18 protein-coding genes and 1 pseudogene are annotated in these 15,452 nt (G+C 52.3%); 13 read left to right on the forward strand and 6 right to left on the reverse strand.

Translation table 11 applies throughout. The annotated features are described in order from the left end of the window. Positions 1 to 3: 3 nt before the first annotated feature. Entirely contained in the window at positions 4 to 1,416 is a 1,413-nt protein-coding gene (gene uxaC / locus ABLU67_RS13010) for a glucuronate isomerase (RefSeq protein WP_025108313.1), read from the reverse strand. Between the two features lie 481 nt (positions 1,417 to 1,897). On the opposite strand from uxaC, the gene ABLU67_RS13015 reads away from it, so the two are divergent. From ABLU67_RS13015 to ABLU67_RS13065, 11 genes are all read left to right on the forward strand, one after another. Beyond that, entirely contained in the window at positions 1,898 to 3,199 is a 1,302-nt protein-coding gene (locus ABLU67_RS13015) for an MFS transporter (RefSeq protein ID WP_004854445.1), read from the forward strand. A gap of 127 nt (positions 3,200 to 3,326) precedes the next feature. Further along, positions 3,327 to 4,103, forward strand: coding sequence for a transcriptional regulator ExuR (gene exuR / locus ABLU67_RS13020; protein WP_004854448.1), 777 nt, complete (start codon positions 3,327 to 3,329; stop codon positions 4,101 to 4,103). A 336-nt stretch (positions 4,104 to 4,439) separates the two neighbouring features. Further along, positions 4,440 to 5,102, forward strand: coding sequence for a DedA family general envelope maintenance protein YqjA (gene yqjA / locus ABLU67_RS13025; RefSeq protein ID WP_004125499.1), 663 nt, complete (start codon positions 4,440 to 4,442; stop codon positions 5,100 to 5,102). 8 nt (positions 5,103 to 5,110) lie between these two features. Beyond that, entirely contained in the window at positions 5,111 to 5,488 is a 378-nt protein-coding gene (mzrA, locus tag ABLU67_RS13030; RefSeq protein WP_161506366.1) for an EnvZ/OmpR regulon moderator MzrA, read from the forward strand. 149 nt (positions 5,489 to 5,637) lie between these two features. Then, the gene (locus ABLU67_RS13035) at positions 5,638 to 6,006 is read left to right on the forward strand and encodes a DUF1090 domain-containing protein (protein ID WP_014226939.1); all 369 of its coding nucleotides are present in this window, start codon (positions 5,638 to 5,640) and stop codon (positions 6,004 to 6,006) included. Positions 6,007 to 6,051: 45 nt separating this feature from the next. Next, the gene (locus ABLU67_RS13040) at positions 6,052 to 6,357 is read left to right on the forward strand and encodes a YqjD family protein (protein WP_004854453.1); all 306 of its coding nucleotides are present in this window, start codon (positions 6,052 to 6,054) and stop codon (positions 6,355 to 6,357) included. A 2-nt stretch (positions 6,358 to 6,359) separates the two neighbouring features. Beyond that, positions 6,360 to 6,758, forward strand: a complete 399-nt coding sequence (locus ABLU67_RS13045; protein WP_004854455.1) for a phage holin family protein — start codon at positions 6,360 to 6,362, stop codon at positions 6,756 to 6,758. Beyond that, entirely contained in the window at positions 6,755 to 7,054 is a 300-nt protein-coding gene (locus ABLU67_RS13050) for a YqjK family protein (protein ID WP_004854457.1), read from the forward strand. The genes ABLU67_RS13045 and ABLU67_RS13050 overlap by 4 nt, the downstream gene beginning before the upstream one ends. Positions 7,055 to 7,398: 344 nt before the next feature. Next, positions 7,399 to 7,791 (forward strand): DoxX family protein, encoded by a 393-nt coding sequence (locus tag ABLU67_RS13055; RefSeq protein WP_004125512.1) that lies wholly within the window; start codon positions 7,399 to 7,401, stop codon positions 7,789 to 7,791. Between the two features lie 69 nt (positions 7,792 to 7,860). Then, positions 7,861 to 8,847 carry a glutathione S-transferase family protein gene (locus tag ABLU67_RS13060; protein WP_064404304.1) on the forward strand — a complete coding sequence of 329 codons (987 nt, stop codon included), beginning with the start codon at positions 7,861 to 7,863 and terminating at the stop codon, positions 8,845 to 8,847. Between the two features lie 126 nt (positions 8,848 to 8,973). Further along, the gene (locus ABLU67_RS13065; RefSeq protein WP_004105984.1) at positions 8,974 to 9,342 is read left to right on the forward strand and encodes a DUF805 domain-containing protein; all 369 of its coding nucleotides are present in this window, start codon (positions 8,974 to 8,976) and stop codon (positions 9,340 to 9,342) included. 36 nt (positions 9,343 to 9,378) lie between these two features. On the opposite strand, the gene ABLU67_RS13070 is transcribed toward ABLU67_RS13065, so the two are convergent. Beyond that, positions 9,379 to 10,275, reverse strand: coding sequence for a LysR family transcriptional regulator (locus tag ABLU67_RS13070; protein ID WP_014226944.1), 897 nt, complete (start codon positions 10,273 to 10,275; stop codon positions 9,379 to 9,381). A 104-nt stretch (positions 10,276 to 10,379) separates the two neighbouring features. Between ABLU67_RS13070 and ABLU67_RS13075 the strand changes: the two genes are divergently transcribed. Both ABLU67_RS13075 and ABLU67_RS13080 read left to right on the forward strand, forming a co-directional pair. Then, positions 10,380 to 11,081 (forward strand): pirin family protein, encoded by a 702-nt coding sequence (locus tag ABLU67_RS13075; protein ID WP_064404305.1) that lies wholly within the window; start codon positions 10,380 to 10,382, stop codon positions 11,079 to 11,081. Between the two features lie 24 nt (positions 11,082 to 11,105). Then, on the forward strand, positions 11,106 to 11,267 hold the full coding sequence (locus tag ABLU67_RS13080; RefSeq protein WP_162934508.1) for a hypothetical protein: 162 nt from the start codon (positions 11,106 to 11,108) through the stop codon (positions 11,265 to 11,267). Between the two features lie 33 nt (positions 11,268 to 11,300). On the opposite strand, the gene ABLU67_RS13085 is transcribed toward ABLU67_RS13080, so the two are convergent. The 4 genes and pseudogenes from ABLU67_RS13085 to ABLU67_RS13100 all read right to left on the reverse strand — a co-directional run. After that, positions 11,301 to 11,711, reverse strand: a complete 411-nt coding sequence (locus ABLU67_RS13085; RefSeq protein ID WP_014226947.1) for a Spy/CpxP family protein refolding chaperone — start codon at positions 11,709 to 11,711, stop codon at positions 11,301 to 11,303. Between the two features lie 1,175 nt (positions 11,712 to 12,886). Beyond that, positions 12,887 to 14,044 (reverse strand): PAAR domain-containing protein, encoded by a 1,158-nt coding sequence (locus tag ABLU67_RS13090; protein WP_185219785.1) that lies wholly within the window; start codon positions 14,042 to 14,044, stop codon positions 12,887 to 12,889. 17 nt (positions 14,045 to 14,061) lie between these two features. After that, positions 14,062 to 14,547 carry a PAAR domain-containing protein gene (locus tag ABLU67_RS13095; protein WP_185219784.1) on the reverse strand — a complete coding sequence of 162 codons (486 nt, stop codon included), beginning with the start codon at positions 14,545 to 14,547 and terminating at the stop codon, positions 14,062 to 14,064. 199 nt (positions 14,548 to 14,746) lie between these two features. Beyond that, positions 14,747 to 14,864 (reverse strand): annotated as a pseudogene (locus ABLU67_RS13100) (IS3 family transposase); the annotation flags it as partial. Positions 14,865 to 15,452: the final 588 nt, after the last annotated feature.

Below are 15,452 nucleotides of genomic sequence, written 5' to 3' on the forward strand. Positions count from 1 at the left end.
GTCTTAGTTCAGTTCAATGGCGAAGTAGTCACGCGCATTGTTAAAGCAAATATTTTTCACCATCTCGCCCAGCAGCTGAATATCCGCCGGGGCTTCTCCCGCTTCAACCCAGCGACCAATCATCTGGCACAGGATGCGGCGGAAGTATTCATGACGGGTGTAGGAGAGGAAGCTGCGGCTATCGGTCAGCATCCCGACAAAGCGGCTCAGCAGGCCAAGCTGCGCCAGCTGGGTCATCTGACGTTCCATACCGTCTTTCTGATCGTTGAACCACCAGCCGGAACCGAACTGCATCTTGCCCGGCATGCCTTCGCCCTGGAAATTGCCGATCATGGTACCCAGCACTTCGTTGTCGCGCGGGTTCAGGCAGTAGAGGATCGTTTTCGGCAGCAGGTTTTCTTCGTTCTGTTTGCTGAGCAGTTTGGACAGCTCTTCCGCCATCGGACGGTCGTTAATGGAGTCAAACCCTACATCCGGCCCTAACAGTTTGAACTGGCGCAGGTTGTTGTTGCGCAGCGCGCCGATGTGGTACTGCTGCACCCAGCCGCGACGGGCGTATTCCGCGCCGAGGAAGACCAGAACCGCCGTTTTGAACTGCGCGACTTCATGCTCGCTGAGGGCTTCACCCGCCAGACGACGCGCCAGGATGCTATCCAGTTCGCTTTCGTTGGCTTCGGCGAACAGCACCACGTCGAGCGCGTGGTCAGACACTTTACAACCGTGAGCGGCGAAGTGATCCAGACGTTTGGTCAGCGCGGACTGGAGGTCAGCAAAGCGGCGAATGTCGGTGTCAGACACTTCGCCCAGCTTCGCCATGTAGTCGTTGAAGGTGGCCTGTTCGATGTTGAAGGCTTTGTCCGGGCGCCAGCTCGGCAGTACTTTCACGGAGAATGAACTGTCTTTAGCGACGGCGGCGTGATGTTCCAGCGAATCGACCGGATCGTCGGTGGTGCCGACCATTTTCACGTTCATCTGCTGCATGATGCCGCGAGCGGAAAAGCTATCCTGCGCCAGCAGATCGTTGCACTGATTCCAGATTTCATCCGCCGTCGCCGGCGAGAGAACCTTACCTGTAATACCAAAAGGACGGCGCAGCTCAAGATGCGTCCAGTGGTATAACGGGTTACCGATGGTATGCGGTACGGTGGCCGCCCAGGCGTCAAATTTCTCGCGATCGGAAGCATCGCCGGTGCACAAACGCTCGGCTACGCCGTTAGTACGCATCGCGCGCCATTTATAGTGATCGCCTTTCAGCCAGATGTCATACAGATTTTTGAAGCGATAATTCTCCGCGATCTGCTGCGGCGGCAGGTGGCAGTGATAGTCAAAAATCGGCTGGTCTTTCGCGTAATCGTGGTACAGGCGGCGGGAAAACTCGGTATCAAGCAGAAAATCTTCGGTCATAAACGGTGTCATTTTCGTGTCCTCTTCGCCCCCTGGGGAGCCCATCAGATGATTGACTATAATGCTGACAAAGTTATCACACCAATTTCCACAGGCCGAAGTATTTTTCGTGAGTTAGATCAATAAACGATGACAAAAAAAGTACCATCAAAGGAGTAAACGCCCCGCCAGAGCGCGCCAGCTCTGGCCTTTTTCGCATGAACGAATGCCCACACAAACTTTCCCACTTTTGTGACGTCACTCAACTTTTGAAGTTGTATGACAAGTTATCTTGCTGCCGTCGAAACATATAAACCGACGGAATGCATTACCGACGAACTATCACGTCGGATTTACCGGTATGGACACCGAATTAGACACAACAGTTAATGGCAAGGTTCGGGCCATACGAGGTTTCCTCTCCTGAACCCTCCGTTTCACCTTCTTCGCCTCAGTTACAGGGCTGGAAGATAGCCGCACCCGCTGCGGATATATAACAAACGATGAGGTTTACATGCGTAAAATTAAAGGGTTACGTTGGTACATGATCGCACTGGTGACGTTAGGTACCGTGCTGGGGTACCTGACGCGTAACACTGTGGCGGCAGCTGCGCCGACTCTGATGGAAGAGTTACACATCTCCACCCAACAGTATTCCTATATCATCGCGGCCTATTCCGCTGCCTATACCGTTATGCAACCCGTTGCCGGCTACGTGCTGGATGTTTTAGGCACTAAAATCGGCTATGCCTTCTTTGCTATCGCATGGGCAGTGTTCTGCGGCTCTACGGCGCTGGCGGGAAGCTGGGGCGGTCTGGCGCTGGCGCGCGGCGCGGTGGGTGCCGCCGAAGCGGCAATGATCCCTGCGGGCCTGAAAGCCAGCTCCGAATGGTTCCCGGCAAAAGAGCGCTCTATCGCCGTTGGCTACTTCAACGTCGGCTCCTCGATCGGCGCCATGATTGCCCCACCGCTGGTGGTTTGGGCCATCGTGATGCACAGCTGGCAGATGGCGTTTATTATCTCCGGCGTTCTGAGCTTTGCCTGGGCGATGGCGTGGCTGATTTTCTACAAACACCCGCGCGATCAGAAAAAATTAACTGAAGAAGAACGCGACTACATTATCGGCGGCCAGGAATCTCAGCATCAGACCAACAACGGCAAGAAAATGTCGCCGTGGCAGATTCTGCGCAACCGTCAGTTCTGGGGTATCGCCCTGCCGCGTTTCCTTGCCGAGCCGGCGTGGGGGACCTTCAACGCCTGGATCCCGCTGTTCATGTTTAAAGTCTACGGCTTTAACCTGAAAGAGATCGCGATGTTTGCGTGGATGCCGATGCTGTTTGCCGATCTTGGCTGTATCGTTGGGGGCTATCTGCCGCCGCTGTTCCAGCGCTGGTTTGGCGTTAACCTCATCGTTTCGCGCAAAATGGTCGTCACCCTGGGCGCGGTGCTGATGATTGGCCCGGGGATGATCGGCCTGTTCACCAGCCCGTTTGTCGCTATCGCCCTGCTGTGCGTCGGCGGCTTTGCTCACCAGGCGCTGTCCGGTGCGTTAATTACCCTCTCTTCCGACGTGTTTGGGCGTAACGAAGTAGCGACGGCGAACGGCATGACCGGTATGGCCGCCTGGCTGGCGAGCACGATGTTTGCCCTGGTGGTTGGCGCGCTGGCGGACACTATCGGCTTTAGCCCGCTGTTCGCCGTGCTGGCGGTTTTCGATGTGCTGGGCGCCGTGGTTATCTGGACCGTGCTGAAAAATAAATCGGCGGATGACGACACGACACCGCTGGAAACGAGTAAACCCGCCACGCAAAGCTAGAGGCACGCGAGTTATCCCCTCCGAAAGCCGCCTTGATTAAGGCGGCTTTTTCGTCTCTTCTTATGGTGAGAAGCGCGTAAAAGTGGTATAACAAATCCAATATTGTCGCCATCTCCCGGGAGCGAATATGGAAATCACTGAATCGCGTCGTCTGTATCAGCAGCTTGCTGCTGAGCTTAAAACGCGCATTGAACAAGGTGTCTACCTTGTGGGCGATAAGCTACCCGCAGAGCGGTTTATCGCTGATGAAAAAAGCGTAAGTCGTACCGTGGTTCGCGAAGCCATCATTATGCTGGAAGTTGAAGGCTACGTTGAGGTCCGCAAAGGCTCCGGCATCCACGTCATCTCTAATCATCCAAAACATCAGCAAATTGCCGACGAATCGCTGGAATTTGCCAATTATGGTCCTTTTGAGCTGTTGCAGGCCCGTCAGCTGATAGAAAGCAATATTGCCGAATTCGCGGCGACTCAGGTGACCAAGCAGGACATCATGAAGCTGATGGAAATCCAGGAAAAAGCGCGTAAAGAGAAGTGCTTCCGCGATTCCGAATGGGATCTTCAGTTCCATGTCCAGGTCGCGCTGGCGACGCAAAATACGGCGTTAGCCGCTATCGTCGAAAAAATGTGGACCCAGCGCGTGCATAACCCGTACTGGAAAAAACTGCACGACCATATCGACTCACGTACCGTCGATAACTGGTGCGACGATCATGACCAAATTCTTAAAGCGCTGATTCGCAAAGATCCACATGCGGCTAAGCTGGCGATGTGGCAGCATCTGGAAAATACCAAGCTGATGTTGTTCAACGAAACCAGCGACGACTTTGAATTCAATGCCGATCGCTACCTGTTTGCCGATAATCCCGTGGTTCATCTCGATACGGCCGCCAACGGCGTAAAATAGACGTTCTCCTTCTGCAGGGCAGCGATTCCTCCGCTGCCCGTAAAGCCTTAGGGTAAGCAAAGCATATATAGTGTCAGCCTGTGTAAATACACTCGCCACCCTCCTTCGCAATCAGCAAAATCAGAATGCAACAAACTGCAATTTCTATGACGTAAAGTCAGCGGGTTTGTTACAATTAGATGCATTTTGTCGTTCTGAGAGTTAGCTTTGGCTTACTTCACTTTTAAACAGGGAACCGTTCAGAGCGCAGTAGCGACCATAATCTAATAAAAAGCTATGTCGCCGTGCATATACCGCGTTCAGACGTGCCGTTAACCGATGTACCAGGAATCGTGAATGGAACTATTAACCCAATTATTGAACGCCTTGTGGGCTCAGGATTACGAAACTCTCGCTAATCCCTCCATGATTGGCATGCTGTACTTTGTCTTATTTATGATTTTGTTCCTTGAGAACGGTTTGCTACCCGCCGCCTTTTTGCCCGGCGATAGCCTGCTTGTGCTGGTCGGCGTCCTGATAGCCAAAGGCGCGATGGGCTTTCCGGAAACGCTGCTGCTGCTCACCGCGGCGGCAAGTCTCGGCTGCTGGCTGAGCTATATTCAGGGCCGATGGCTTGGCAATACGCGAATCGTACAAAACTGGCTATCGCACCTCCCTTCGCACTATCATCAGCGCGCGCATCACCTGTTCCATAAGCACGGGCTTTCCGCACTGCTGATTGGCCGCTTTATCGCTTTCGTTCGTACGCTGCTGCCGACCATCGCCGGGCTATCAGGCCTGAGCAGCGCACGCTTCCAGTTTTTTAACTGGATGAGCGGGCTGCTGTGGGTTCTGATCCTGACCTCGCTGGGATACCTGCTGGGGAAAACGCCGGTATTCCTGAAGTATGAAGATCAGCTGATGTCCTGCCTGATGCTGCTGCCCGTCGCGCTGCTGGTGTTTGGCCTGATAGGTTCGCTGATTGTCCTGTGGAAGAAAAAATACAGAAGCCGGGGCTAACGATGGAGATGACACGCTCCTCTCTGCGTCAGATAAGCTGGGTGCTGGGCGGTTCGCTACTCCTGTGCGGCCTGTTCTGGCTCTGGCTCACCGTGCAACAGCAGGAATCCACGCTGGCTATTCGTCCCGTTAGTCAGGGTATCAGCATGCCGGACGGTTTTTCCGTCTGGCACCATCTCGATGCTAACGGTATCCGTTTTAAAAGCATTACGCCGCAGAATGACGGTTTGCTTATCAAGTTTGACTCCAGCGCTCAGGGCGCCGCGGCAAAAGAAGTTTTGGGCCGCGCTCTACCGCATGGTTATATTATCGCTTTAGTGGAAGACGATGATTCGCCTACCGCCTGGATTTCGCGCCTGCGCGATACGCCGCACAGATTCGGGTAATCCACGAAAATTCCGAATATATTCACCCTGTTTGGTGATTTCCCGGTTTACTTACTATCATTAAGTTTGCGGGCGTCACCAGACTCACGTTACTCAACTGGATAGGGGATATCCTGAGATATTCCCCCACACAATGGAAGGTCGTATCCATGAAACACCGCATCGCTTTGATCCTGGTTCTGTCATCACTGAGCGCCAGCGCCTTTGCCATCTCCCCTTGCCAGGAAAAAGAGCAGGATATCCAGCGGGAGATCAGCTACGCAGAAAAGCATCATAACCAGCACCGTATTGACGGTCTGAAAAAGGCGCTGAGCGAAGTAAAAGCGCACTGCAGCGACAGCCAGCTCAAAGCCGATCACCAGAAAAAAATCGCCAAACAGCAGGAAGAAATTACCGAACGTCGGAACGACCTGCGCGAAGCCGAACAGAAAGGCGATGCTGACAAAATCAGCAAGCGTCAACGTAAACTTGATGAAGCGCAGCAGGAACTGAAAGAGCTGCAGTCTCGCGAGTACTAATCGATTAAGCAAGACCAATATGGACCACTTTAACAGGAGATAAACATGGCTAAAGATAACGTTGCAGAAGACCTGCGTGCGGAACTGAAGACGCTGGCTGATACCCTGGAAGAAGTGCTGAACTCCTCCACGGATAAGTCGAAAGAAGAGATTGGTAAGCTGCGCAGTAAAGCCGAAAGCGCGCTGAAGGAAAGCCGTGTTCGCCTGGGTGAAACCAGCGATGCTCTCCTGAAGCAAACGCGAGAAACCGCTGCGCGTGCAGATGAATACGTCCGTGAAAACCCCTGGACCGGCGTGGGAATTGGTGCTGCCGTCGGGCTGGTACTGGGTGTCCTGCTGACGCGTCGTTAATTATGGCGAACTCTAAAAGCACGCAAGGGCCTGGGCAAAGCGTTTTCGGCATCGGACAGCGAATAGTCACTTTGCTGGTCGAGATGGTGGAAACGCGCCTGCGCCTGGTCGTCGTGGAGCTGGAAGAGGAGAAAGCCAATCTCTTCCAGCTGTTCCTGATGCTCGGGCTGACGCTGCTGTTTGCCGCGTTCGGGCTGATGAGCATGCTGGTGCTCATCATCTGGGCCGTCGATGCGCAGTATCGGCTCAACGTGATGATCGCCACCACCGCTATCCTGCTGCTGGCAGCGCTCATTGGCGGTATCTGGACCTTACGCAAAGCCCGACGTTCAACGTTCCTGCGCTTCACGCGTCAGGAGCTGGCTAACGACCGCGCATTGCTGGAGGACGATAAGCCATGAGCCGCGAACAGCAGGAACGCGAACGACAAAAAGCGCTTTTGCTGCGCCTGATCCAACAGCAGCGGCTGGACCTTAGCGCCAGCCACCGCCACTGGATTGAAGCGACCGCGCCCATTGATCGCGGCTGGAACACCTTCCTCAATCTGCGTTCATGGGCAATGGTCGGCAGCGGCATCGTGGCAATATGGTCCGTTCGCCATCCGCGCTTTTTGATGCGCTGGGCAAAGCGCAGCCTCGGTATCTGGAGCACCTGGCGGATGGCACGCAATCTGCTGCGTCAGTCCACCTCGCGCTAAGGCTAATGACCGGGTCCGGCGCCAGCCGCCGCCCGGCATCCCTCTCGCCCCGCTGTCCCCGTCAGGTTTGCCCCTCTTCTTGCTCACCAGCAGACCGCTTTCGCCTTTCAGCGTCTACCGTCATTTTGCGCAGCACCGCCTGTACGACCCGCTACAGCCCCACTTACATTCATGTCCTTTATCAAAAATTACTCAGAAACTTTGAAGAAGATCTACAGTTTTCCTTGCTAACAATCACATCTCATCCTCGCTAATATCCTCTCCATCGACAGCAAGCCCGCGTAACTACGCAGGATTGCACCAAAAAACAAAATCGCCGCCCTTTGGGTTTTCTGGAGTAAGAAATGAAAAAATTAGAAGATGTTGGTGTACTGGTAGCGCGCATTCTGATGCCCATTCTGTTTATCACCGCAGGTTGGGGAAAAATCACCGGTTATGCGGGTACTCAACAATATATGGAAGCCATGGGCGTCCCTGGGTTTATGCTGCCGCTGGTTATCCTGCTTGAATTCGGCGGCGGTCTGGCGATTCTGTTCGGTTTCCTGACCCGCACCACCGCGCTGTTCACCGCAGGCTTCACCGTGCTGACCGCGTTTCTGTTCCACAGCAACTTTGCTGAGGGCGTGAACTCGCTGATGTTCATGAAAAACCTGAGCATCGCAGGCGGCTTCCTGCTGCTGGCTATCACCGGTCCAGGCGCCTTTAGTATTGACCGCGTCCTGAATAAAAAGTGGTAAGCGCACTATACTAGTAAATAAAAAAGCGAGGGGACTTCTCCTCGCTTTTGCTATCTGAAGGAGGAAATAATGGGACAATTAGTTGACGGCGTCTGGCACGATACCTGGTATGACACCAAATCCACCGGAGGGCGATTTAAGCGTTCTGTGTCCGCCTTTCGCAACTGGCTAACCGCCGACGGCGCACCGGGCCCAAGCGGCGAAGCCGGGTTCGCTGCGGAAAAAGACCGTTACCATCTGTACGTTTCTCTGGCCTGCCCATGGGCGCATCGCACCCTGATCCTGCGCAGCCTGAAAGGACTGGAGCCGTTTATCTCCGTCTCCGTGGTCAACCCCCTGATGTTCGAGAACGGCTGGACTTTCGACGATAGCTTCCCGGCAGCGACGGGCGATACCCTCTACCAGCACGAATTTCTTTATCAGCTTTATCTGCATGCCGATCCCCGCTACAGCGGGCGCGTCACGGTGCCCGTATTGTGGGACAAAAAGCAGCAAACCATCGTCAGCAATGAGTCGGCGGAAATCATCCGCATGTTGAATACCGCATTTGACGGACTGGGTGCCCGCGCTGGAGATTACTACCCGCCTGAGCTGCGCGCGCAAATTGATGAGCTGAACGGCTGGATCTATGACAACGTCAACAACGGGGTCTATAAAGCCGGATTCGCCACCAGCCAGCAGGCCTATGACGAAGCGGTCGATGGGGTATTTACGTCTCTGGAGCGTCTGGAACAAATCCTTGGTCAACACCGCTTCCTGACCGGTAACCAGCTGACGGAGGCCGATATTCGTCTGTGGACCACCCTGGTTCGTTTCGACCCGGTGTATGTGACCCACTTTAAATGCGACAAACGCCGCATCAGCGATTATCTCAATCTTTATGGCTTCCTGCGCGATATCTACCAGATGCCGGGCATCGCGGAAACGGTGGATTTTGCCCATATTCGCAACCATTACTACCGTAGCCATAAGACGATCAACCCAACCGGGATTATCTCCGTCGGCCCGCAGCAGGATCTTAACGAACCGCACGGCCGCGATCTTCGCTTCCGCTAATCCGTTGGGCGCCCTTTACTGCGCCCAACAATTCACAAAACAAATATTTACCAGCATTTCATTCACGTCTATTCTTATTTCGATCGCTTTAAAAACAAGTGATTGACGGTTAATCGAGGCGTAAAAATGGACTGGTATCTTAAAGTATTAAAAAACTACATTGGATTTGGCGGCCGCGCCCGGCGCAAAGAGTACTGGATGTTTATTCTGGTCAACATCATCCTGACCGGCGTACTCAGCATTATTGATAAAATGCTCGGATGGCAGCGCGCCGGAGGGGAAGGCATTCTGACGACCATCTATGGCGTGCTGATATTCTTACCGTGGTGGGCGGTGCAGTTTCGTCGATTGCACGACACCGACCGCTCGGCATGGTGGCTGTTATTACTGCTGATCCCCGTGATCGGCTGGCTGGTGATCCTGGTCTTCAATTGCCAGAACGGCACTCCCGGCAATAACCGCTTCGGGCCGGACCCGAAACCGACCTCTTACTGACCATGCGCCCCTCGTCAAAAAGGGGCGCATTTTGTTTTATCTTGCCATAAATAGCTTCGGGATTTCCCGCAGACACCATGATTTTGCCTCACCCATGCTGTCCCGGCGCCAGGCCATAATAATGTCGATCTCGTTGCTGTACTCCGGGCTGACCACCCGCAGGCGCCCTTCGGCAATATCCCGCTCAACCAGCGGATAGGGCATCGTGGCGACGCCCAACCCTGCCAGCAGCGCCTGGCGTTTATCTTCGATCGAGCTCACGGTTAATCGCGGCTGTTTATCAAGCAGCTGCACCGTCAGCACCGGACGTTCGCGGGCGGTGTCCGCCACCGCCACGCCGCGATACTTCACGCGCGTGACTTCAGAAAGCGGCTCAGGCTCGAGGTGAATGGGATGGTCAGGGGCGGCAACGTAGACGCTCATAACCGAATAGAGCTTACGGGAGTTAATTTCCGAGGAGGAACGAAAATGCATATCCGGCGCAACGACAATATCCGCCCGCCCCTGCTCAAGGCGCTCCCATGCCCCGGCCAGCACTTCGGTAATAATCGACAGCTGGGTGTTCGATTTGGTCGCGAGCTTTTCAATTAGCGGAAACAGGTCGGTGGTGGGTACCAGCGCCTCGGTGACGATGGTCAGGTGCGTTTCCCAGCCGCGCGATAGCGCTTCAGCATCGGTTGTCAGCTTATCCGCCGCTTCCAGCAGAACGCGCCCGCGCTCGAGCAGCATTCGGCCAACGTTGGTGAATTTTGTTCGATGACCTGAACGGTCAAACAGAACGACATCCAGCTCTTCTTCCAGCTTTTGCATGGTATAGCTGAGCGCTGAAGGCACTCGACCAAGCTCATCAGCCGCCGCCGCAAAGCTTCCGCGCCGGTCAATCGCATCCATAACGCGTAACGCTTCCAGCGTTAATGCTCTCTCTTTAGCCATCGTTCTCTCATTCAGGAAATTTGAACATACCGGGCAGAATATCTGGCTAACAATACAGCGTCCATACCTTTACCATTGATTTAGTGTAAAGAGAGGTCAAGAAGATGATTACAACCCGAACAGCCAAACAGTGCGGTCAAGCCGACTTCGGCTGGCTGCAGGCCCGCTACACCTTTTCCTTTGGCCACTACTTCGACCCGAAATTGCTAGGTTACGCGTCGCTGCGCGTGCTCAACCAGGAAGTCCTGGCGCCCGGCGCGTCGTTCCAGCCGCGTACCTATCCGAAAGTCGACATTCTGAACCTGATACTGGAAGGTGAAGCGGAATACCGCGACAGCGATGGCAACCATATCCAGGCTAAAGCTGGCGAAGCGCTGCTGATATCCACCCAGCCCGGCGTGAGCTACAGCGAGCACAACCTGAGCAAAGAGAGCTCGCTGACGCGAATCCAGCTGTGGCTGGACGCCTGCCCGCAGCATGAAAACCCGCTGGTGCAAAAAATCGCTATCGCCGAGGGAGCGCAGCAGCTGCTGGCTTCGCCGGACGGCAGCCAGAACAGTCTCCAGCTGCGCCAGCAGGTATGGATCCACCATATCAATCTGGCGAAAGGCGAGCAGCTTAACGTGCAGCTCTACGGCCCGCGCGCCTACCTGCAGTCGATTCACGGCACGGTACATGCGCGAGTGCAGGAAGAAGAGAAACAGGCTTTGACCTGCGGTGATGGCGCGTTTATTCGTGACGAAGCTAACATTACCCTCGTTGCCGATACGCCGCTGCGCGCTTTGCTGATAGATTTACCTGTGTAACAACGGCAGTAAGGGAGTGTGTCAGTGGGCAAGAAGAAAACAAAAAAAGCGGTGCTGGCAGCATCGCAGCCGCAGCCAGAAACCATAACAACGGTTAGCTTTGGTTATGAAGAGATGTTGAGCGAACTGGAGGCGATCGTCGCAGAAGCGGAGATACGGCTCCAGGAAGAAGAAAGCGTCGCCTGACGTCAATATCGGCCCCGGCCGGGGCCGATAGATTTACTCACTCAGCGCCTGAGCTAAATCTTTTTGGACCTGCTTACGCTGTTCTGGCGTCAGGACCTGATTCACATCAAAATAGTACTTCACGCGATAATAGCGGACCTGCTGTTCGACTTTACTAAACGCCGCCAGCTGATCTTTGACCGCTTTTTCATTCCATTTTCCGGAATCAATCACATCAAATAATACGCCGTCTTTAATATCTTTCTGGGAGATCTGCTGAACGTTTTTTTCCAGCTGCTGGTGCAGGCTTTTAATTTTCGTTACCTGATCCTGGGTCAGTTTTAAGTGTTGGACAATCGGATCCTGCGCCGGGGCTGGCGCAGCGTTAACATCCGCAGCCTGTGCCGCCATTGAGAAGCCCGTAGCGAGGACGGTTGTCACTGCAATGCGAGTCATTAATTTCATTTTTTGTTTTATCCTGATTAATTATCACCGATGTGGCTGGCTATTATTTTTCATAAGCCGATGACGAAATGTAAAAAATAGTTCGCATAAATGTAGTTAAATCAGGAAATACATAACAAACATGAATACTACAATTGAAGTCATTTATTTTAAATATATTAATTAAGCAAGAAGGACGCATAACCGTATGAGTCATAATGCGGTTGATGGCAAATCTGTTTCCCCCATTGTGCCGCTTTCTTGTCAGGTGGCGGCTGACGCCTTTCCTGATCGACTACACCCGCGCCGTTGCTACAACCCAAAGCAAAAGCCCCGCTATTGCTGGCAGGGGTTGTCTAATAAGTTGAAACGGACCGCTCAGCCGGCTTCGTTCAACCATACGTCAGGTATCTGCGGCGCTGGGGATTGTGTCGCAGACCGTATCTCACTTTGTATGGCAGGGTAAAGCCCGCCAGGTACGTGTCTTTCACACCCAACCGTGTTTTATCGCCAGCATCAAAATCCCTGCAATTACAAAAAATACTATACTAACCAGACCAAGAAGTGCCTCTACATAAAATGGCCTGATAATCCGTTTCGGTAATCCCCGGATGAAATCTTTATCATCATTTTTGGTCAGTATTGAGCTTTTATTCCACAATAGCGGCATAAATATAAACTGCGTTTTTATGCCGTATGCGCCCTTGAAGTAAAGTGAGTTAACGTTCTCGAACAATAATACGGCATCGGGAAGGCTGCCGAACTTCTCTTTGTATAGCTGGCAGATCTCCTTAAATCTCTTTCTGTTCAGAAGTGAGACAATGACACTGGCTCGGGGGGCACTCCAGTGCGTTGTCTTACCACCAACGTGTATTAGACTTGTATTGTCTAAAAACAGGGAAAAGGGGAAAGGCTGGATCTCTCCAGCCTTTGACGGTCATCTCACTTTCTTGAAGATAAGCAAGACTAAAACAAGACAAATGGCGCTACCGACAAATGCAGTGATTAAGAGGCTATCCACTGAACGCGCTAAGTCATTTATGATCGCTTCACATAAACGGGCTTCCATCTGACCTGTTGAAGGGGGGCCGTTGTATTTCCGGGTTAGTCCAAAATCAAGCACAGGTATCATCAAGGCGATAGAGTAAATTGCGAATACTAAAGCAATGCCTCCCCATCGAAGGATAGCCTTTGCTCTATTCGTCAATGTCATACGAACCACCTAAAATGCCGCCAATCGTGCCCCCAGAATAGCCCGAAGATGATCCAACCGTTGACGCACTGTTAGCAAGCCCTTCCTCCACTCGTCCTGTGAGGCTTTCAGAGTTAGGCTTGAATTGTTCGATGTTCGGATACTGTTCTCTGAATGAGCTGGTGACTTCCATAACGTTCATTGAAGACAGATCGCCGCTCTTTTCCGTCAAGTAACGCTGTAAAGATACAGGGATAGTGAAATCTTCTTCATTGTCGATACGAAGCTGCGTTGTTGTCGATGTGTAACTGGTGTCAAAGATTTTAGTCCCTGCTTCTCTGATCACTTGTACCGTGTGAGTTGTGCAGTTGCTGCCGGTTAAATCGTAAACGTCTATCACCTTTCCGCGCCGCTTAGTACGGTCTCCCATCGCCTCCGTGAAAACGGGTGTTTTACCGGAGTTCCATAGAGATTCAAAAATTCTGCGGGTTTCCTCCGTAGTAACATCGTCGATCTGAAAAACTCTCGCTTGGTATTTGTACAGTTCTTCACGATAGTAAAGGCGTGCATCATCGCCAGTCAGGAAGTTAAGAATCCCATCACCTGTTAATGTGGCCGGGCCTTTCCGACCAAAGCGCCCGTATGTGTAAACATAGATCGAGTTATTCTCGTGTACAGAAACATAAGCATGTCCTGCGTCGGTGGTTTCAGTCCAGATGTAAACGCCGTTCAGAAGTTGGTTATCTTCTGGCTTGCAGGTGTCAGCAAAACTGTTTTGCTTCTTCGCTACTTGGGCGTGCTGCTCTGGTTCTTGTACTGAATCAGGTGTGGCTTTCGCGGCCGCTGGTGTGGATGTTGCCCGCACTGGTGCCTGATAAGGGCCGTGTCGCATAAAAGTATGGGTGGCGATGAAAAATGACTTACACGGACAGGTAGAGCGGCTGTAGAGCGTACTGGCGGCTAACTGACCATGAATATACTCTCCAGGATATCCACCTGCCACGCTGTAAATACCTGGGTGTTTACCGCAGGATACCTGGCAGCCCACTGTTGCCTGTCTGTTTAGATTCGGGCCAATCTGCTTCCCTTTCGGGTGTCCGGTCAGTACCGATCCCCCGCATGTTGTTTTATCGCCTTTCACAACCCAAAAGCCTGTAGACATTTTCTGGACTCCTTTTTTTAGAGCGCCGCTGGAGCGAGAAAATCGGCTGGCATTGCTGGGCTGTTGTCTAACTGGCAGAGGAGAGCATAATCTTGTGGGGTGCTAACAATCACATCACCGTTATCAAGCTGGCTTCCTACGAGAGCATAAGAAACGCCGTTGCCGTTGGTATTGACTGACCCCGATCCGTTGATGATTTTCGCGCGTGTTCCGTCAGGATAAACAACGTCATCCCCAACCATTGCCCGAGTAACCTCGCTCCCATCCTCAAGAATAAAAGTGTCGTTGGCGCTGGCTTTCTCAATCTTTCCACCGTTTCGGGTGAGCGCTCCAGTCGTAGCAAAACGCCAAATTGCCATTAAAGAACGATCTTTCATTTCTTCAATATGGGATTTGAAAATCTGGCGTTGCTCTTCGTCTGCGTTTGCCAGTTGCTCTGCGCTGAATGGATGATTGAATGATGCGAGTACGGATGGCGTGAGTTCGTTGGTGTATTGCTTCATAAATCCCTCTACTTACTGTGAATTTATCTTGTCCAACACTCATTGTACAAATAACAACCACAAGCAGAAAGTTGTTTCCCCCTTAAAGTGAAACTATGTTTTAAAAAAATTCATATAATGAATACCTCCTGTTTTTTCATTCGCTTTGTGAAGTATCAAAGCTTTTGCTGTGCCTGCCCGTTCGCCGTGTTTGTCTGTTCCGGGTTACGTTGCCGGATATACCGAAGGAAGCAGTGACTGTCAGACACTCCTTCATGAAATCATCGACCTCGTCTACGTTTAACACCCAGGCCGCTGAAATGATAAAGGCGGTAAATAATCATCAATGTCTTTTTGTTCTAATTTCTTCATTTTCTGCACTATGTCCAAAAGTTGGGCTGGCTCCATCCTGGACGCTTTTATAAAAGAAATGATCATAAAGAGTGGGAAGATATAAATCTTGCTCTACTCGCTGAATCGCAGCCCAGAGACACACGAAAAAAACGCCTGACGGGAGTCTGAAATAAAGGCAATAGCGGTTGTCGCACTTGAGGGTATTAGGGATGGAACAGCCGTTGGTATGCCTCGTCTGTATCACAGTTTGCGTCGCATTTTCACCTTTAAAGGTCTGAGACATGCCAACGTATTGCTTTAGAAGTAGTTGAAGCTGACCGTTAAGCCGCTTTCTTTTGGGGTATAGCGTCGTGGACAGTCATTCATCTGTCCTGTGTTTCAACCCGCCATATGAAGCAAAAACCCCCGCCATCGCTGGCAGGGGTTTTCTGAAAAGTTAAAGCTGACCGTTAAGCCGCTTTCTTTTGGGTATAGCATCGTGGACAGTCATTCATCTGCCCTTTGTTTCAACCTGCTATATGAAGCAAAAACCCCCGCCATCGCTGGCAGGGGTTTTCTGAAAAGTTGAAGCT

Origin of the sequence: Klebsiella sp. GN_Kp190 (assembly GCF_040061795.1) — a bacterium.
Lineage (GTDB): Bacteria > Pseudomonadota > Gammaproteobacteria > Enterobacterales > Enterobacteriaceae > Klebsiella > Klebsiella michiganensis.